Source organism: Curtobacterium sp. 22159 (genome assembly GCF_052045775.1).
Lineage (GTDB): Bacteria > Actinomycetota > Actinomycetes > Actinomycetales > Microbacteriaceae > Curtobacterium.
Genome location: NZ_JBQEPN010000009.1, coordinates 90090 through 107342 on the forward strand (window position 1 = coordinate 90090; position 17253 = coordinate 107342).

A 17253-nucleotide genomic window follows, 5' to 3' on the forward strand; every position below is an offset into this window, starting at 1 on the left:
ACGCATGGCCGCGCGGGGTCGCCCCGTCACGCGGGGCAACGCGGACCGGTCGCGGCGCGCACGGTCGCAAGATGGACGCATGACGACCAGCGCCCGACCCGCCACCCCGACCCGACCCGGTGAGGTCGGCCTGACGAGCGTCACCGACGTGCAAGACGTCGTCGAACGGGCACGCGACCGGTACCTCGCCGCGGTCGTCGCCGACACGAGCGGGTGGTCCGACGGTGACCGCCGCCGGCTCGAGGACCTCGGGTTCCGCGGCGGTGACGCCCGCGGCGAGGCGGTCCGGACACTCGACCTGACGATCGCGGAGGACGGGACGCCGACCCGGCTGCTCGACAACCCGGCGCTCGCCTCGCTGAACAGCCACCACGCCCGGTTCGCCGAGCGTCGTGGGGAGGTCGCGCGGTACCTGCCGGACGTGTCCGTGTGGACCGGCGTGCCAGCACGTCCCACCCCGCAGGACTGGGACGACGTCCGGACGCTGCTCGGCACCGGCGCGGTGTTCGGTGTGGGGGCCGACGCCGTCCTGCCCGACGGGTGGCAGACGGTCGAGAGCGCCGGCGGGGTGCAGCTGACCGGCGAGGCCGTGCCGGGAGCGCCGGACCCCGAGGCGGTGGAGCTCACGCCCGAGGACGTCCCGGAGATCCTCGGGCTCATCGCCCGCACGAAGCCCGGGCCGTTCCTGCCACGGACGATCGAGCTCGGTCGGTACGTCGGCATCCGTCGCGACGGTCGCCTGGTCGCCATGGCCGGGGAACGGCTGCACCCGCCGGGGTGGACCGAGATCAGCGCGGTCTGCACCGACGAGCGGTTCCGCGGGCAGGGGTTCGGGCGTCGGCTCGTGCTCGACGTCGCGTACGGGATCCGACAGCGGGGGGAGACGCCGCTCATGCACGCCGCTGCGGGCAACACGGGCGCGATCGGGCTCTACCAGCACCTCGGGTTCCGGCTGCGGGAGCGCGGTGCGCCCCTGTTCGTGCAGGTGCCCTGACGCGCGGTGTCGGACGGGGCCGACCGCGCCATCACCCGACGGCCCTCAGACGCCGGCCACCGGGCGGAGCGCGTCGAGCTCGGCCGCCGGCGCACCGAGCACCAGGCGGGCGAGGGCATCCCCGAGGAGGGGACCCATCGTGAGGCCGGCCGCACCGTAGCCCGTGGCGACGAACAGCCGGTCGTGCCCGGGCACGGCGCCGACGACGGGCATCGAGTCGTCGGCGAGCGGGCGGAGCCCGACGCGGGTCTCGATCACCGTCGCGTCGGCGAGGCCCGGGGCGACGGACAGCGCATCACGGAGGACCTGCAGCTGCCCCGCGGCGGTGACGCGGGCGTCGAACCCGCTCCCGGTCTCGCGGGTGGCCCCGACGGCGACGCGGGACCCGTCGAACGCGACGAGGTAGTGGTGCGAGAGCGGGTGCACCGAGGGCCAGTGGGTGGTGTCCACGCCGGGGAGCGCGAGGTGGGTGATCTGCCCGCGCTGCGGTGCCACCGGGACCCGGAGCCCGAGCACACCGAGCAGGTCGTTGGTCCACGCGCCGCCCGCGACCACGACGGCGTCGGCGTCCCGCACGTCCTCGCCGCCCGGGCCGGTCAGCCGGACGCGGCCGTCACCGACGAGCGTCGCGTGCGCGGTCTCGGTCCGACCCCCGCGGCGCACCCCGGCCTCGACCAGCGCGTCCCGCACCGTCCGCCCGTCGACGCGACCGCCACCCTCGATCCAGAGCGCTTCGAGGCCGGCGGCGAGCGGCGGGAACAGCTCGCGGGCGCGTTCGCCGCTGACACGCTCGACACGACCGACGACGTCGGGCTCCGCCGCCCGACGTCGCTCGACCCGCGCTTCCGCCTGGTCGACCGCCGCGGGATCGGCGTTCACCACGAGCGCGCCGCTCCGCCGGTGGTCCGTGCGGGTGACGCCCGCTGCCGCCAGGTCCGCCAGGAGCTCGGGCAAGAACGCCGCTCCCCGCACGTACAGGTCGGCGAACGGTCCGTCCACGGCGGACGACCACGGTTGCAGGATCCCGGCGCCCGCCGCGGTCGCCTGACCGGGAGCGCCGTCGTCGACGAGCGTGACGTCGACGCCGCGTCGTGCCAGTGCGAAGAAGGTGGCGGCGCCGGCGATGCCGGACCCGATGACGACCGCAGAGCGTGGACCCATGCACCGATCCTGACGGTCGACGGCACGGATCGCCAACGAGCGCACCTGCCAGTTCGGGGGGTTGACCCCTCCGGACGCCGCTCCGCACACTGACTGGCGCCGCGCAGGGGCCGCGCGGATCAGGGAACCTCGGAGGAATCATCGTGCGGACGTCGTCCGCGACCGCAGGGGCGGTCGCACTCGGGATCGTGCTCACCGCGGTCGTCACCACGTCGGTCGGCGTCCAGCAGGCGGAGGCGGCACCGTCCTGTCACGGCGACGGGATCACCGTCGCCGCACTCGCGTCCGGTTGCGCCGTCGGGACGGGCACCGTGGTCCTGCCCGACGGTCGTCACGTCGCGGTCCCGCCGGTCGGGACCACCGTGACGGCGATGCCGGCAGCGGCGTCGGGAGCGACGGACCCCGGCGACGTCTCCGTCACGAACACCGGTCGGACCGGCGTCGCGGTGCTCGTGGACGACCACTGGGCCGGAGCACCCGCCGCCGTCCAGCACGAGCGGGCCGCACTGCAGCGTCGGACCCGCTCCGATGCGGCCGGATCGGGCGCGACGGCGGGCCGGGCGTCGGCGACGGCGGCCGCGAGTGCTCCGTCCAGCTGCTCCAGCCGGGCGTACACGAAGCTCGGGTTCCGGTGGACGGGACCCGTCGCGTGGAGCTACGACCCGGACGGCCAGAAGGTGTCAGGAGCGGCCGCGATCGCTGCCGGAGCGAACACCTGGACCGGGTCGATCTCCGCGTGCGGCAGGACCGTGGCGTCGTCGGCCGTGGCGCAGTACCGCGGCACGCTCAAGCAGGCGCCGGGCGTCACGGCGACGGGGGGCTGCGGCACCTCGAGCGGCTCGAACGTCTCGGGGTGGGGCGCGCTGCCGTCCGGGACGCTCGCGGTCACCTGCGTGTGGTCACGGTCGGGCGTCGCGGTCGAGGTCGACCAGCGGTACTCGACGTCGGTGACGTGGTCGGTCGCCTCGACCTGTTCGGGCGCCCGGTTCGACCTGCGTGGGGTCGCCACCCACGAGTGGGGGCACGCGTTCGGGCTCGGACACACCGCCCAGAACACCGGGCTCGTCATGAAGCCGGCGTCCACCACGTGCGAGACCGGGCAGCGCACCCTGGGGCTCGGGGACCTCATGGGCATCGACGCGCTGTACTGACCGGGCGGGATCGTCGATTCCGTAGGATCGGTCCATGTCGATCACGATGTCGGGCTTCGGGACCGAGCGCATCACGCAGCTCGGGCTGCGCGACCGGGTCTACGACCGGGTGCTCGAGGTGCTCATGGGGCACGACGTCGAACCCGGCATGCGGTTGTCCATCGACGGTCTCGCTCGGACGCTCGGGGTGTCGCCGACGCCGGTCCGCGAGGCGCTCGTCCAGCTCGAGCGAACCGGGCTCGTGACGCGCGAGGCGAACAAGGGGTACCGGGTCGCCCCGCCCCTCGCCGGGGACCAGCTCGAGGCGCTGTTCGACGCCCGGCTCATCGTCGAGAGCGGTGCCGTCGAGCTCGCCGCCCGCGGGGACGTCGACGCCCTGCGCTCCCGCCTGACCGCGGCGCTCGAGGAGCAGGCGGCCGTGGCGGCCGAGGTCGCGGCGGCCGGTGCCGACCACGCCTCCGAGGAGCTCATGGCCCGGTTCTTCCGGAGCGACTGGCAGTTCCACCAGCTCATCTTCGACGCGACGCGCAATCCGTTCCTCGAGGAGATGTCCGAGATCATCACCACCCGCGTGCACCGGATGCGGCAGATCGTCGAGGGCGGTGGTGACGACACGGCCCGTGCGGTGGCCGAGCACCGGGCGATCCTCGACGCCCTCGCCGACGGGCCGGCGGGCTCGGTCCGTGCGATGCGCGACCACCTCGAAGCGGTGCGGGTGCGGTCGCGGGCGGACGCGACACACACGGCCTGACGCTCGAGCGGTTGCAATTCGCGCTCGCATGGGTATATTTCCTATAGGAAAGAGGTTCAACGCCGAACCGACATGCGAAGGAGCATCCCGTGAGCACACCGCAGGACTGGGTCGACCAGGACTGGAACCCGGACACCTGGACGGCCGAGACGTGGCCGATCGCCACCTGCCTGCACGGGTTCCCGCAGGTCGGCCGCGACGGCGTGGCCTTCCACGACGCCGACCCGAGCGTCTGGGACGACGTGTTCTCCCAGATCGAGGCCGTCGGCTTCTCGCTCGCCGAGCTCGCCGACAGCCACATCCGGCCCGCCGACCTCGAACGGTCCCGCCGGGACGAGCTGTTCGCGATCGCCGCGGCGCACGGCGTCGGGATCCCGTCCGTGCACCTCCAGCGGAAGAGCGTCATCCAGCCCGGGCACGAGGAGGACAACCTCGCCTACGCCCACCGCACGATCGACGCTGCGGCCGAGTGGGGCATGCAGGTCTTCTCGACCGGGCTCCACCAGCCGTTCAACGAGGCCCAGCGGAAGGCGCTCTGGTTCTGGACCGCGCAGGGCCCGAAGGACCCGGACGACCCGGACGTGTGGAACGCCGCCGTCTCCCGGCTCCGCGAACTCGGCCAGCACGCCGCGAGCGTCGGCCTGCCGATGGCGCTCGAGCTGTACGAGGACACCTACCTCGGCACCGCCGACAGCGCCGTCCGGCTCGTCGAGGAGATCGGCCTGGACAACGTCGGTCTCAACGCCGACGTCGCGAACCTCGTCCGCCTGCACCGTCCGGTGGAGGACTGGAAGGAACTGTTCGCCAAGACGCTGCCGCACACCAACTACCTGCACGTGAAGAACTACACGCGGGACGAAGCCGGCGACGGGAGCTGGGCGACGAGTGCGCCGAGCACCATGGAGGCGGGTCTCATCAACTACCGCCAGGTCCTCCGCGACGCGGTCGCCGACGGGTTCCGCGGCATCGTCATGACCGAGCAGTACGGCGGGGACAGCCTCGGCGTCTGCGCCACGAACCAGCAGTACATCCGTTCCGTCCTCGCCACGTCGGTGGTCGGGACGACGAAGCAAGGAGTCAACCGATGAGCACCCTCGACATCGCCGTCGTCGGGTCCGGCTACATGGGCGGCGGGATCGCCCAGGTCCTCGCCCTCGCCGGCCACACCGTCCGGATCGCGGACGTCTCCGCCGAGGTCGCGGCCTCGAACCGAGCCCGGCTGATCACCGAGACGGAGCAGTTCGTCGCGGACGGTCTGTTCCCCGCGGACGCCGTCTCGCGTGTGGACGCCCACCTCAGCGCCGCCGCCTCCATCGAGGAAGCGGTCGCCCACGCCGACTTCATCGAGGAGGCCGTCCCCGAGAAGCTCGAGATCAAGCACGCGACGCTCCGACGGATCAGCGAGTCCGCCCGTCCGGACGCCGTGATCGGCTCGAACACCTCGACGATCCTCATCGAGTCCCTCGCCGAGGCCGTGGTCGGCCCGGAACGGTTCCTCGGCGTGCACTTCTCGAACCCGGCCCCCTTCATCCCCGGCGTCGAGCTCATCCCGCACCCGACGACGGACGAGCACGCGATCGAGGTCGGCGAAGCCGTCGTCGCGGCGACCGGCAAGCAGTCCGCCCGGGTGAAGGACTCCACCGGCTTCGTCCTCAACCGCCTGCAGTACGCCCTGTTCGAGGAGGCGACGAAGATCGCCGACGAGGGCATCGCCAGCCCCGACGACATCGACACGATCGTCCGGACCACCTTCGGCTTCCGTCTGCCGTTCTTCGGCCCGTTCGCCATCGCCGACATGGCCGGGCTCGACGTCTACGCGTTCTGCTTCGAGTCGCTGCAGACCCGCTGGCCCGAGCGCTTCGCCACACCGCCGTCGCTGCAGCAGCACGTCGACGCCGGCGAGCTCGGCACGAAGTCCGGCGCCGGCTACCTCGACGTCCCCGCCGACCGCACGCCGGAGCTCGTCGCCTACCGCAACCGGGCGTACGTCGCCATGCAGAAGCTCCTCGACGAGCTCGGCCCGGCCCCGATCCACTGACGCGACAGGAGACGACCATGAGCAACCAGGACCGGACCGTCGTCCTCACCGGGGCCGCCTCACCGCGGGGCATCGGCCGCGCCACCGCCCACCACCTCGCCGAACAGGGGTGGAACGTCGGCATCATCGACCTCGACCAGGCCGCGAGCGAGACCGTCGCCGCGGAGATCCGCGAGCAGCACGGCGTCCGTGCCGTCGGTGCCGGAGCGGACGTCGCGGACGAGTCGGCCGTCCGCGCGGCCTTCGACACCATCGAGGCGGGACTGCCGGACATCGCCGCGCTCGTGAACCTGGCGGGGGTCTCGTCGGCACACGCGTACCTCGACCTCCCCGTCGGCGAGTGGCACCGGGTGCTGAGCATCAACCTCGACGGCGTGCACTTCGCGAGCCTGCGTGCGGCGCAGTCCATGGTGCGGCACGGGTACGGGCGCATCGTGAACCTGTCGTCCGTCTCGGCCCAGCGCGGGGGCGGCACCTTCAGCAAGACGCCGTACTCGGTCGCCAAGGCCGGCGTGATCGGACTCACCCGTGGTCTCGCCCGCGAGCTCGGCCACCAGGGCGTCACGGTCAACGCGATCGCCCCCGGTCCGATCGACACCGACATCATGGGCGGGACGCTCTCCGAGGAGCGGAAGGCCGCGATGGCGGCCGACGGGGTGCTGCCCCGCATCGGCACGCCCCGCGACATCGCCGCCGCGATCGCCTACCTCATCAGCGAGGACGCCGGGTTCGTCACCGGGCAGACGCTGAACGTCGACGGCGGCCTCTACATGCACTAGCCGGTCCGCGCAGCCGGCACCGCCCGCCCGCCGCGCGCCGACCGCGAGAGCCGAGCCGCGCCTCCAGTCCGGAAGGCCGGCCCCGGCCACCCCTGAACCCTCACCATGATCGCGAAGGAGCGACCGTGTCCTCATCCGTCCCCGCCCTGGGGTCCACCCACGACCCAGCCCTGCGATCGGCGATCCGCAAGGCGACGACGCACCTCATGCCGATGCTCGTCATCCTCTACTTCGTCGCGTTCCTGGACCGCACGAACGTCGGGTTCGCCGAGGAAGCGCTGAGCGTCGACCGGAACATCTCCGACGCGGCCTTCGCGCTGGGCGCCGGGATCTTCTTCATCGGCTACGCGATCTTCGAGATCCCGTCGAACCTGCTGCTGAAGCGTTTCGGTGCGCGCTTCTGGCTCGCCCGCATCGCGATCACGTGGGGCATCGTCGCCGCACTGTTCTCGTCCACGACGAACGACACGATGTTCATCATCCTGCGCTTCGTCCTGGGCGTCACCGAGGCGGGCCTGTTCCCGGGCGTGATCATGTACCTCTCGGAGTGGTTCCCGAACAAGGTCCGCGTGCGGATGTTCGCGATCTTCTACCTCGCGCAGCCGTTCTCGCAGATGATCGGCGCCCCGCTCTCCGGCGGCCTCATCAGCTTCGGCGACCAGGCCACCCCGTTCCACGGCTGGCAGGTGATGTTCGCGGGCGAGGGCATCCTCGCGGTCCTGGCCGGCATCGCGGCGCTCGTGTTCCTGACGAACAGCCCCCAGCAGGCCCGGTGGCTCGAACCGGGGGAGAAGGACTCGCTCACCGCCGCGATGGCCCGCGAGGACACCGCACGCAGCGAGGACGGCCCGACGGGCATCTGGAAGGCGATGGCCAGCGGCCGCGTCTGGTACTTCACGATCATCTACTTCTGCCTCCAGGTCGCCGTGTACGGCACGACGTTCTACCTGCCGCAGCAGGTGTCGGCCCTCCTCGGGCAGGACGTCGGCTGGCAGGTCGGACTCGTCGCCGCGATCCCGTGGCTCGTCGGTCTCGTCGCCTGCTACCTCGTCGGGTCGCGCGCCGACACGGTCACCCGCCGCCGTCGCTGGGGCACCTGGTTCTACATCACCACGGGCCTGTCGATCCTCGGGTCGGCGTGGGCCGGGGCGAACGGGCAACCGGTGCTCGGCATCCTCTTCATCACCCTCGCGGTCGCGAGCTTCCTCGCGGTCGGACCGATCACGTGGGCGTACCCGACGGCGTTCCTCACCGGGGCCGCAGCGGCCGCGGGCATCGGCCTGATCAACTCGCTCGGCAACCTCGGCGGGTTCGTCGCACCGATCATGCGCACCGCGATCAACGAGGTCGTCCCGACGGAGAGCGGCGCGTTCGGCATCGTCTCGCTCGGGGTGCTGGCGTTCGTGGCCGGCCTGATGATCTTCTGCACGAAGTACTTCCGAGGCGCGAAGGCGGATGATCTGCTCGACACCTCGCACGTGGCGACGAAGGAGACGACACGATGACCAGGCTCTTCAACGACCCCGCGGACTTCGCGGACGAGGCGGCGGACGGCTTCGTCCTCGCGAACCAGCGCTGGGTGCGGCGGGTGCACGGTGGCGTGGCCCGCGCGACGACGAGCCCCGACGGGACCGTCGCGGTCGTGATCGGCGGTGGTTCCGGTCACTACCCGGCGTTCGGCGGTCTGGTCGGTCCGGGTCTCGCCGCCGGTGCGGCGATGGGCAACCTGTTCGCCAGCCCGTCCGCCCAGCAGGTCGCCGGGGTCGCCCGGGCCGCCGAGCACGGCGGCGGGGTGCTCTTCTCGTACGGCAACTACGCCGGCGACGTGCTCAACTTCGACGCGGCGGCGCGAGCGCTGGAGGAGGACGGCATCCCGGTGCGGACCGTCGTCGTCACGGACGACGTCGTGAGCGCACCCGCCGACCGTGCGGCCGAGCGTCGTGGCATCGCCGGTGACCTCTGCGTGTTCAAGATCGCCGGGGCCGCCGCCGAGGAGGGCCGCACGCTCGACGAGGTCACCGCCGTCGCGTCCCGCGCGAACGACCGCACGCGCTCCTTCGGGGTCGCGTTCTCCGGATGCTCCCTGCCCGGGGCGTCGGAACCCCTGTTCGAGGTCCCCGAGCGACGGATGGCGATCGGCATGGGCATCCACGGCGAACGCGGCATCGACGAGGCCGACGTGCCGACGGCGGACGGTCTCGCGTCCCTGCTGGTCTCGCGCCTGCTGGACGAGGTACCGACCGGCGTGGCGACGGCCGGCGCGCGCGTCGTGCCGATCCTCAACGGGCTCGGCAGCGTGAAGTACGAAGAGCTGTTCGTCGTCTACCGCTCGGTCGCGCGGCTGCTCGACGAGGCCGGCGTCGTCGTCGTCGAACCCGAGGTCGGCGAACTCGTCACGAGCTTCGACATGGCCGGGGTGTCGCTCACCCTGCTCTGGCTCGACGAGGAGCTCGAGCGCCTGTGGGCCGCCCCCGCCGACACCCCGGCCTTCCGCAAGGGCGGCGCCATCGCCACCGAGCGACTGCCGGAGTCCGAGCTGGAGGCGGCGCACGGGATCGAGGTCGGCACCGGGACGGCGGAGTCGCACGAGGTCGCCTCGCGGATCGCCGCGGCGCTCGCCGCCGCCCGCCGTGTGGTCGACGAGCACGTCGACGAGCTCGGCGAGATGGACGCGATCGCCGGTGACGGTGACCACGGCATCGGCATGCAGCGCGGTGTGCACGCGGCGGACGATGCGGCCCGGGAGGCGCTCGGTCGCGACGTCGGGGCCGGTGGCCTGCTCGCGGTCGCCGCGGACGCGTGGTCCGACAAGGCCGGCGGGACGTCCGGCGCTATCTGGGGAGCGGCCCTGGAGGCGCTGGGCCGCGTCGTCGGCGACGCGTCACGCCCGTCGTCGGCGCAGGTCGCGGAGGCGGTGCACGCCGCGACCTCGGCGGTGCTCGCGTTCGGGGCGGCGCCCGGCGACAAGACGATGGTGGACGCCCTCGTGCCCTTCGACGAGGCCTTCGGGTCCGCCGTGCGCGACGGTGCGTCCACCGCGGACGCCTGGCGCTCGGCCGCGTCCGCCGCCCGCGAGGCCGCTGACGCCACGGCGGACCTCGTGCCCCGGAAGGGCCGCGCCAAGACCCACGCCGAACAGGCGGTGGGGACGAGGGACCCGGGTGCGGTGTCCTTCGCGTTGATCGTCGAGACGGTGACCTCGGTCATCGAGGAAGGAGCAGCACGATGACGCTGCGTCTGGTGGTCGGTTCGGACGATGCCGGCTTCGAGTACAAGGAGGCGATCAAGCGCGACCTGTCCGACGACGACCGCGTCGCCTCCGTCCACGACGTCGGGGTCGACGCCGAGGGGCACACCGCCTACCCGCACATCGCCGTCGACGCGGCCCGGATGGTCGCGAACGGCGAGGCCGACCGCGCGATCCTCATCTGCGGCACGGGCCTCGGGGTGGCGATCAGCGCGAACAAGGTCCCAGGCATCCGCGCGGTGACCGCCCACGACAGTTACAGCGTCGAGCGGTCGGTGCTGTCGAACGACGCGCAGGTGCTCTGCATGGGGCAGCGGGTCGTGGGGCTCGAGCTCGCCCGCCGTCTCGCGAAGGAGTGGCTCGGCTACGAGTTCGACCCGTCGTCGGCCAGCGCCGAGAAGGTCGCCGCGATCTGCTCGTACGACGGCTCGTCGGCCGAGGGGATCGACGCGCCGTGACGCTCGTCGGGGTGTCGCTCAAGATGTACTTCTCGCACGCCCGGACGCGCGCGTGGTCCCGGGAGGTCGTGCACATCGCCGAGCGGCACCCCGCCGTGCGGTCCGGCGCCGCGCAGCTCTTCGTCGTCCCGACGTTCCCGGCACTCGTCCCGGTGCGGGAGGTGATCGGTGACGCCCCCGTGCTGCTCGGCGCGCAGGACCTCGCGTGGGCGGACGAGGGCGCGTACACCGGCGAGGTGTCGGGTGCCGAGCTCCGTGAGATCGGCGTCGACCTCGTCGAGATCGGCCACGCCGAACGGCGCTCCCTGTTCCACGAGACGGACGACGTCATCGCGCGGAAGGTGCTCGCGGCGTACCGCAACGGGCTGCGTCCGCTGCTCTGCGTCGGGGAGCCGACCCGCGCCTCCTGGACGGACGCCGTCGCGGAGGTGACGGCCCAGCTCGGACGAGCCCTGTCCGCGGCCACGGCGGCCGGCACCGCTGGTCCGCTCGTCGTGGCCTACGAACCGGTGTGGGCGATCGGGGCTCCCGCCCCCGCGCCCGACGGGCACGTCCTCGCCGTGCTGGACGGCATCGAGCGGTTCCTGGCGTCCCGACCCGAGCTCGCCGGCAGCGTCGCGATCTACGGCGGGAGCGCGGGACCCGGCCTCCTCACCCGGGGGCGTGGTCGGATCGGCGGCCTGTTCCTCGGACGGTTCGCGCACGACCCCGCCGCGGTCGCGGCCGTCCTCGACGAGGTCGCCGCGCTGGCCTAGGTCTCGTCGCGGGCACCCGCCAGGCCGTGGTCGTGGGCGTACACCACGAGCTGGACCCGATCGCGGAGCGCGAGCTTGCCGAGGATGCTCGAGATCTGCGTCTTCACCGTGGACTCGGTGACGAACTCCTTCGCCGCGATCTCCGCGTTCGAGAGCCCACGCGACGCCCAACCGAACACGATGCGCTCCCGGTCCGTCAGCGACTGGAACTCCGGCGGCTGGGGCGCCGGGGCGCGCTCGACGTCGGCACCGAACAGCTGCGACAGGTCGTTCGGCGCGATCACCGAGCTGCCCTCGTGCACGGCCCGCACCGCCGCGAACAGGAACGGCGGCGTCGTGTCCTTGAGCAGGAACCCGCTCGCACCGAGGCGGATGGCCGTCGCCGCTGCCGGGTCGAGCCCGAAGGTGGTGAGGACCACCACGCGCGGGAGCGGCCCCTCGACCGCGCCGGAGAACAGCCGCCGGACGGTCTCGACCCCGTCCATGCCGGCCATCCGCATGTCGAGGAGCACGACGTCCGGCCGCAATGCCGGGATGAGCGCGAGCGCCTCCGCGCCGTCGGACGCCTCGCCGACGACCACCATGTCGTCCTGTGCGTCGAGCACGACCCGGAGGCCGGCGCGGAACAGGGCCTGGTCGTCGGTGAGCAGGATGCGGATCGGATCGGTCATCGGATGGTCCCCCCATGGACGTCGAACGGGATACGGGCGCGTGCTGCGAACACGTCGTCCAGGACGGCGGCGTCGAACGACCCGCCGAGCGTGTCGAGCCGGGACTGCATCCCGGCGAGCCCACGGCCGGACCCGCGGGTGCTCGGGACCGGGCCGGTGCCGAGTGTCACGGGGCCGGTACCGACGACCCCGGTGGTCGCGGGCGCGGGGACGACGTTCTCGACCTCGAGCACGAGGTCCGCTGACCGCCAGGTCTCCCGCACCACGACCGGCATCCCCGGCGCGCCGTGACGGAGCGCGTTCGTGAGCATCTCCTGCAGGACGCGTCGGGCCGCGGTCCCGCTCGCGGGGCCGAGCGTCACCGGCGTCCCGCGCACCGCGTGGTCGACGTCGACGCCTGCCTCGCGGATGCCCTGCACGATCTCGTCGAGCGAGCCCGGGTCCGTCGAGTCGGTCGACCCGTCGATCTGCCCGAGCACCTGTCGGACCTCGACGAGTGAGCTCCGGGCGGTGCTGGCGATCGTCGCACTGACCTCGCGGATCCGCGCCTCGTCGGCGAGGAACGGCACGGAGTCGGCCTGCGCGATGATCACCGCGAGGGAGTGGCCGACGATGTCGTGCACGTCCCGCGCGATGTCCGCTCGGATGCGTTCCGACTCCGCCTCGTCGATGGCGCGGGTCGCGGTCGCCTCCGCCTCGGTGGCGACGGCCTCGGCACGGGAGGCCGCGGCCTCGGCGTCCGCGCGGCGTTCCGACTCGCGGTCACGGGACCGGAACGCACGGAGGGCCACGCCGCCCGCCCAGACCCCGAGGAGCGCCGTCACCGGAGCCGCCATCGCCAGGAAGGCCTGGTCACGAGGGCCGTTGATGAGCACGAGGAACCGGAAGCCCGTGAGCGCCAGGTACACGGTCGTCCCGATCCCGGCCACGAACGCCAGCAACCCGGAGAGGATGACCTCGGTCCGGGTGCCGACGACGGCCGCGGTCCCGATCACCACGAAGATCGCGAGGTCCACGAGGGAGGGGCGCTCGCCGCCGCCCACCTGGACGATGCCGAGCACGATCGCCATGAGCATCGCCGCCGACGGGGACACCCGTCGCAGCGCGATCGCACCGGCGGCCGCGAGGACGGCGAAGAAGCTCGCGTGCTCGAGTTCGAGGTCGATCGGGAGCAGGAACACGAACGCCGCGAAGACCGCCCAGGCCACGTCGACGACGATCGAAGCGGTGGCGAGCGGCCGGATGAACGTGCGCCGTTCCGTCACGGCACGATCATCGCACGGGGCCGCGGGACACGGCTCACGGGACGGGTGACATCGCGACGAGCGCGGCCGCGGTGACCGCGACGATCGCGGCGCAGAGCACCAGCGTGGTGATCGTGTGCTTCCTCGAGGACTCCATGACACCAGGTTCGCCGAACGCGGGCGCCGGCACATCGGACCAGGGGACGAGGGGCCTCGTCCCGTCGGGTGAAAGCGCTCACCCCTCGGAGCTGTCCCGGAGCAGCTCCGGGCACGTCCCACCCGGGGTCGTGCGGAGCTCGTAGTGCCACGCCTCGTTCGCGTAGACCTGGCACAGCCCGTACGCGCGGCCGTGCTCCTGCATCCACGCCATCGCGTCCCACTCCCCGACGTCCACCGCGCGCCCGGTGACGTGCGAGGACCGCTCCGGCGTGCTGACCCACCGGAGTGCCTCGGCCCGCGAGCCGTGGTCACGGATGCCCTCCTCGAGGAGTGCCCGCTGGTACCGCGTGCTGCGCCAGCCGGACGTGATGCGCACCTCCACGTCGTCCGCGGCAGCGGCCTCGGTCGCCCGCTCCACGGCACGGCGGAGGTCGGGGTCCAGCCGCGAGACCGCCGGCCTGCCGCGCAACTGGTCGATGGCGGTGCTGTCGCTGACGTAGCCGTCCGCGCCGCTGACCGCCGTCCCGCCGACGTCGGCGGTCCCGCCGGAGGACGCGTCGTCGGGTGCGCCGGTCGAGATCGTCGTGCCGTCACCGGCAGGGGCGTCGCCGGGGATCGCGGCGGCTGCGCAGCCGGCGACGGTCAGCGTGGTGGCCGCCACGACGAGCGTGGCGAGGACGTGGAGGCGTGACTGGTGCATGCTCCCAGCGTGCGGACGCCGACGGTCCCGCACATCGCGCGCTGGACCGAAGCGTCTCGGTCGGGGGTGCCGACCTGCTCACCGTCGCGACGTGCCGCGGGGCGGACGGGAGGCGCGGTGNTGCCTGCCCGCACCGCGCCTCCCGTCCGCTCCGGGGTGGCGCCTCAGATCGTGATCGACCCGAGCACGCGGTGGGCGATCGAGATGGACTCCCCGGAGACCACGGAACGCGGTGACACGAGGAACGCGATGAGGTCCGCGATCTGCTCCGGGCTGGAGTCGCCGGGGCCGCCGCGCTGCACCTCCGCCTTCGGGGTGTCGGTCACCAGGCCGGGGTTGACGACGTTCACGGTGACGCCGGTGCCCGCGGACTCGTCCGCCAGGTTCTTCGCGATGACGCTCACCGCCGTGTTGCGCAAGGACGCCGTGATGTTCCCGGACAGGTACGCGTTCTGGCCGCTCACCACCACGACCCGGCCGAACCCGGCCGCACGCTGCACCGGGAGCACGGCGTTCGCCACGCGGAGGAACCCCAGGGCCTTGCCGTCGACGGCGGTGAGCACCTGTTCCGGGTCCGACTTCTTCGCCGGGTCCAGGGTGCCGGCACTCGGGGCGGCGGTCACGACCAGCGCGTCGATTCGCCCGTGGCGTTCCATGACGCGGGCGATGCCGGCGTCCACCGATGCCTGGTCGGCGGTGTCGATCGCGACCCCGTCCTCCGATCCGGCCGCGCTGCGGGAGGCGACGACGACGGTCGCCCCCTCCGCCCGGAGTCGGTCCGCGACTGCGGCGCCGATGTACCCCCGTCCACCGACGACGAGCGCGACACGGCCAGTGAGTTCGAGGTCCATGACGCCACGCTATGCCGTCCGCCCGGACTGCGTGATCCGGCCACCGGCGGCGCGTGATCCGTCCAGTCCGGACGGGCACCCAGTCGCAGCGGCCGACCATCTCCGGTGCACGCACGACCAAGCCACGACCAGGGGAGTGACATGAGCGAGCAGCAGCAGCCACCGGGGAGCGACCAGCAGCTCACACCGCAGGCCGACCACGGGGAGGAGTCCTACCGGGGGGCCGGCAAGCTGACCGGCCGACGGGCGGTGATCACCGGCGGGGACAGCGGCATCGGCAAGGCCGTCGCCATCGCCTTCGCCCGGGAAGGGGCGGACGTCCTCATCAGCTACCTCCCAGAGGAGGAGGACGACGCGCAGGACACGAAGCGCTGGATCGAGGAGGCCGGCCGGAAGGCGGTCCTGCTCCCCGGCGACGTCAGTGACCCGGCCTACTGCCGGAACGTGATCCAGACCGCCGTCGACGAACTCGGCGGACTGGACGTCCTCGTGAACAACGCGGCCTACCAGATGACGCACGAGACGCTCGAGGAGATCAGCGACGAGGAGTGGGACCACACCCTCGCGACGAACCTCAGCGCCTACTTCCACCTCGTGAAGGCCGCGCTGCCGCACCTCGGCCCGGGGTCGTCGATCATCGGGTCGAGCTCGGTGAACTCCGACAACCCGAAGCCCGACCTGGCGCCGTACGACGTCACGAAGGCGGGCGTCGCGAACCTCTCCGCAGCGCTCGCACAGCTGCTGGGCTCGCGGGGCATCCGGGTGAACAGCGTCGCGCCCGGGCCGATCTGGACACCCCTCATCCCGTCCACCATGCCGCCGGAGGAGGTCGAGCAGTTCGGCAAGCAGTCGCCGCTCGGACGCCCCGGGCAGCCGGCGGAACTCGCTCCCGTCTACGTCCTGCTCGCCAGCGACGACGGCAGCTACGTCTCCGGGGCGCGCGTCGCCGTGACCGGCGGCACCCCGATCCTCTGACCGAACGACCGAACCGAAACAGGAGAACGATTTGTACTTCCACAAGCAAGAGCTCCAGTTCAAGTCCACGCCCGACAAGCCCGACGCCGTCTACGCGCGGAAGCTGCAGGAGGTGCTCGGCGGTCAGTACGGTGAGATCTCCGTCGCCTTGCAGTACCAGTTCCAGGCGTGGAACATGCACATGCCCGGCAAGTACCGCGACCTCGTCTTCGGCATCGGCGCCGAGGAGATGGGGCACGTCGAGATGCTCGCGACGATGATCGCGCAGCTGCTCGAGAAGTCGCCGCTCGGCATCACCGAGGACGCGGTGCAGGACGACCCCACGGTCGCGGCCATCGTCGGCGGAACGGACGTGCAGCACGCCATCGTCGCCGGCGCCGGAGCGCGACCCGTCGACAGCAACGGGAACCCCTGGCAGGGCTCGTACATCACCGCCAGCGGCAACCTGCTCGCCGACTTCACGGCGAACGAGAACGCCGAGATGCAGGGACGTGTCCAGGCTGCGCGGCTCTACCACATGACGGACGACCACGGCGTGCGGGACCTGCTCGGCTTCCTCATCGCCCGTGACACCATGCACCAGAACATGTGGGCGTCGGCGGCTGCCGAACTCCGCGAGGCGGGGATCGAGGACTTCCCGGTGCCGAACAAGTTCCCGGAGTCGAAGCAGGCGAACGAGGTCGCGTACCAGTACCTCAACTTCTCCGACGGCGCGGAGGCCGGCAACGGCCCCTGGGCGAGCGGCCCCTCGTTCGACGGCAAGGGCGAGTACTCGTACCACGACGGCCCCACCACCTCGGTGCCGATGCCGCCGCCCACCCACCCGGACTCGCGCTTCTACGGCACCACCGAGCTGCCGAACATCGTCGAGAAGACCGCGGGCGTGGTGCAGGACAAGCTCAACAAGGAGTGACCGCACGACGACGGCGGGCGGTCGGACCTCGGTCCGGCCGCCCGCCGTCGTGTGTGTCTCCGGTGTGGGTACCGCTGGGCGTCAGCGCCCGGACCCGACGAGTTCGCGATCGTCGTCCGACGGGTCACGGTCCGGCTCCTGGTGGTCCACGTGGAACAACCCGGAGTACGCCCGCACCGCGCTCCACCCTGCGACCACCGCGATGGTGCCGACGACGCTCGACACCCACGGCAGGGCGAGCGAGTGCTCCCACGCGCCGGGCACGGTGACCCACGCGAGGAACGTCCCCGTCAACCCGCCGGTGAGCCCGAGGAGCATCGCGATCTGCCGGTCGAGGCTCGTCAGGGTGAGCGCGACCGTCACGGCGATGACCGCTGCGAGGGCGTTGAGGATCTCGAACAACGGC

18 protein-coding genes are annotated in these 17253 nt (G+C 72.4%); 12 read left to right on the forward strand and 6 right to left on the reverse strand.

Annotated elements, in window-relative coordinates:
• The first annotated feature begins 79 nt into the window (after window positions 1-79).
• The gene (locus ACTJKO_RS11835) at window positions 80-994 is read left to right on the forward strand and encodes a GNAT family N-acetyltransferase (RefSeq protein WP_440688885.1); all 915 of its coding nucleotides are present in this window, start codon (window positions 80-82) and stop codon (window positions 992-994) included.
• Window positions 995-1039: 45 nt separating this feature from the next.
• On the opposite strand, the gene ACTJKO_RS11840 is transcribed toward ACTJKO_RS11835, so the two are convergent.
• A complete protein-coding gene (locus ACTJKO_RS11840) occupies window positions 1040-2155 on the reverse strand; it encodes an NAD(P)/FAD-dependent oxidoreductase (protein ID WP_440688887.1) in 1116 nt (371 codons plus the stop codon).
• A gap of 143 nt (window positions 2156-2298) precedes the next feature.
• Between ACTJKO_RS11840 and ACTJKO_RS11845 the strand changes: the two genes are divergently transcribed.
• From ACTJKO_RS11845 to ACTJKO_RS11885, 9 genes are all read left to right on the forward strand, one after another.
• Window positions 2299-3306: a matrixin family metalloprotease gene (locus tag ACTJKO_RS11845; protein WP_440688889.1), complete on the forward strand. Its 1008-nt coding sequence runs from the start codon at window positions 2299-2301 to the stop codon at window positions 3304-3306.
• 34 nt (window positions 3307-3340) lie between these two features.
• Window positions 3341-4057, forward strand: coding sequence for a GntR family transcriptional regulator (locus tag ACTJKO_RS11850; protein WP_440688891.1), 717 nt, complete (start codon window positions 3341-3343; stop codon window positions 4055-4057).
• An 89-nt stretch (window positions 4058-4146) separates the two neighbouring features.
• A complete protein-coding gene (locus tag ACTJKO_RS11855) occupies window positions 4147-5145 on the forward strand; it encodes a sugar phosphate isomerase/epimerase family protein (protein ID WP_440688893.1) in 999 nt (332 codons plus the stop codon).
• Window positions 5142-6095 carry a 3-hydroxyacyl-CoA dehydrogenase family protein gene (locus tag ACTJKO_RS11860; protein ID WP_440688895.1) on the forward strand — a complete coding sequence of 318 codons (954 nt, stop codon included), beginning with the start codon at window positions 5142-5144 and terminating at the stop codon, window positions 6093-6095. The genes ACTJKO_RS11855 and ACTJKO_RS11860 overlap by 4 nt, the downstream gene beginning before the upstream one ends.
• 17 nt (window positions 6096-6112) lie before the next feature.
• Window positions 6113-6874 (forward strand): SDR family NAD(P)-dependent oxidoreductase, encoded by a 762-nt coding sequence (locus tag ACTJKO_RS11865; protein ID WP_440688897.1) that lies wholly within the window; start codon window positions 6113-6115, stop codon window positions 6872-6874.
• A gap of 125 nt (window positions 6875-6999) precedes the next feature.
• Window positions 7000-8379: an MFS transporter gene (locus ACTJKO_RS11870; protein WP_440688899.1), complete on the forward strand. Its 1380-nt coding sequence runs from the start codon at window positions 7000-7002 to the stop codon at window positions 8377-8379.
• The gene (locus ACTJKO_RS11875; protein ID WP_440688901.1) at window positions 8376-10103 is read left to right on the forward strand and encodes a dihydroxyacetone kinase family protein; all 1728 of its coding nucleotides are present in this window, start codon (window positions 8376-8378) and stop codon (window positions 10101-10103) included. The genes ACTJKO_RS11870 and ACTJKO_RS11875 overlap by 4 nt, the downstream gene beginning before the upstream one ends.
• Window positions 10100-10579 (forward strand): ribose-5-phosphate isomerase, encoded by a 480-nt coding sequence (locus ACTJKO_RS11880; protein ID WP_440688903.1) that lies wholly within the window; start codon window positions 10100-10102, stop codon window positions 10577-10579. The genes ACTJKO_RS11875 and ACTJKO_RS11880 overlap by 4 nt, the downstream gene beginning before the upstream one ends.
• Window positions 10576-11334, forward strand: coding sequence for a triose-phosphate isomerase family protein (locus ACTJKO_RS11885; protein WP_440688905.1), 759 nt, complete (start codon window positions 10576-10578; stop codon window positions 11332-11334). Before ACTJKO_RS11880 ends, ACTJKO_RS11885 begins: the two co-directional genes overlap by 4 nt.
• Here the strand turns inward: ACTJKO_RS11885 and ACTJKO_RS11890 are convergent.
• The 4 genes from ACTJKO_RS11890 to ACTJKO_RS11905 form a co-directional block, all read right to left on the reverse strand.
• Window positions 11331-12005 carry a response regulator gene (locus ACTJKO_RS11890; protein WP_440688907.1) on the reverse strand — a complete coding sequence of 225 codons (675 nt, stop codon included), beginning with the start codon at window positions 12003-12005 and terminating at the stop codon, window positions 11331-11333. The two genes, ACTJKO_RS11885 and ACTJKO_RS11890, sit on opposite strands and share 4 nt — an antisense overlap.
• Complete coding sequence (locus ACTJKO_RS11895; protein ID WP_440688909.1) at window positions 12002-13270, reverse strand: sensor histidine kinase; 1269 nt, start codon at window positions 13268-13270, stop codon at window positions 12002-12004. The genes ACTJKO_RS11890 and ACTJKO_RS11895 overlap by 4 nt, the downstream gene beginning before the upstream one ends.
• A 214-nt stretch (window positions 13271-13484) precedes the next feature.
• Window positions 13485-14108: a M15 family metallopeptidase gene (locus tag ACTJKO_RS11900; protein ID WP_440688911.1), complete on the reverse strand. Its 624-nt coding sequence runs from the start codon at window positions 14106-14108 to the stop codon at window positions 13485-13487.
• 164 nt (window positions 14109-14272) lie between these two features.
• Complete coding sequence (locus ACTJKO_RS11905) at window positions 14273-14959, reverse strand: SDR family NAD(P)-dependent oxidoreductase (RefSeq protein ID WP_440688913.1); 687 nt, start codon at window positions 14957-14959, stop codon at window positions 14273-14275.
• Window positions 14960-15100: 141 nt separating this feature from the next.
• Here ACTJKO_RS11905 and ACTJKO_RS11910 point away from each other — a divergent pair, with 141 nt between their 5' ends.
• Both ACTJKO_RS11910 and ACTJKO_RS11915 read left to right on the forward strand, forming a co-directional pair.
• Window positions 15101-15934 carry an SDR family oxidoreductase gene (locus ACTJKO_RS11910; protein ID WP_440688915.1) on the forward strand — a complete coding sequence of 278 codons (834 nt, stop codon included), beginning with the start codon at window positions 15101-15103 and terminating at the stop codon, window positions 15932-15934.
• Between the two features lie 31 nt (window positions 15935-15965).
• Window positions 15966-16847: a manganese catalase family protein gene (locus ACTJKO_RS11915; RefSeq protein WP_440688917.1), complete on the forward strand. Its 882-nt coding sequence runs from the start codon at window positions 15966-15968 to the stop codon at window positions 16845-16847.
• 81 nt (window positions 16848-16928) lie between these two features.
• Here the strand turns inward: ACTJKO_RS11915 and ACTJKO_RS11920 are convergent, their stop codons facing one another.
• The gene (locus ACTJKO_RS11920; protein WP_440688919.1) at window positions 16929-17249 is read right to left on the reverse strand and encodes a hypothetical protein; all 321 of its coding nucleotides are present in this window, start codon (window positions 17247-17249) and stop codon (window positions 16929-16931) included.
• Between the last annotated feature and the right edge of the window lie 4 nt (window positions 17250-17253).

What these genes read in the sequence shown, in the direction of transcription:
- ACTJKO_RS11835 (WP_440688885.1), top strand. Translation starts at nt 80, where the DNA reads ATGACGACCAGCGCCCGACCCGCCACCCCGACCCGACCCGGTGAGGTC.
- ACTJKO_RS11840 (WP_440688887.1), bottom strand. Translation starts at nt 2,155, where the DNA reads ATGGGTCCACGCTCTGCGGTCGTCATCGGGTCCGGCATCGCCGGCGCC.
- ACTJKO_RS11850 (WP_440688891.1), top strand. Translation starts at nt 3,341, where the DNA reads ATGTCGATCACGATGTCGGGCTTCGGGACCGAGCGCATCACGCAGCTC.
- ACTJKO_RS11860 (WP_440688895.1), top strand. Translation starts at nt 5,142, where the DNA reads ATGAGCACCCTCGACATCGCCGTCGTCGGGTCCGGCTACATGGGCGGC.
- ACTJKO_RS11865 (WP_440688897.1), top strand. Translation starts at nt 6,113, where the DNA reads ATGAGCAACCAGGACCGGACCGTCGTCCTCACCGGGGCCGCCTCACCG.
- ACTJKO_RS11875 (WP_440688901.1), top strand. Translation starts at nt 8,376, where the DNA reads ATGACCAGGCTCTTCAACGACCCCGCGGACTTCGCGGACGAGGCGGCG.
- ACTJKO_RS11880 (WP_440688903.1), top strand. Translation starts at nt 10,100, where the DNA reads ATGACGCTGCGTCTGGTGGTCGGTTCGGACGATGCCGGCTTCGAGTAC.
- ACTJKO_RS11890 (WP_440688907.1), bottom strand. Translation starts at nt 12,005, where the DNA reads ATGACCGATCCGATCCGCATCCTGCTCACCGACGACCAGGCCCTGTTC.
- ACTJKO_RS11900 (WP_440688911.1), bottom strand. Translation starts at nt 14,108, where the DNA reads ATGCACCAGTCACGCCTCCACGTCCTCGCCACGCTCGTCGTGGCGGCC.
- ACTJKO_RS11905 (WP_440688913.1), bottom strand. Translation starts at nt 14,959, where the DNA reads ATGGACCTCGAACTCACTGGCCGTGTCGCGCTCGTCGTCGGTGGACGG.
- ACTJKO_RS11910 (WP_440688915.1), top strand. Translation starts at nt 15,101, where the DNA reads ATGAGCGAGCAGCAGCAGCCACCGGGGAGCGACCAGCAGCTCACACCG.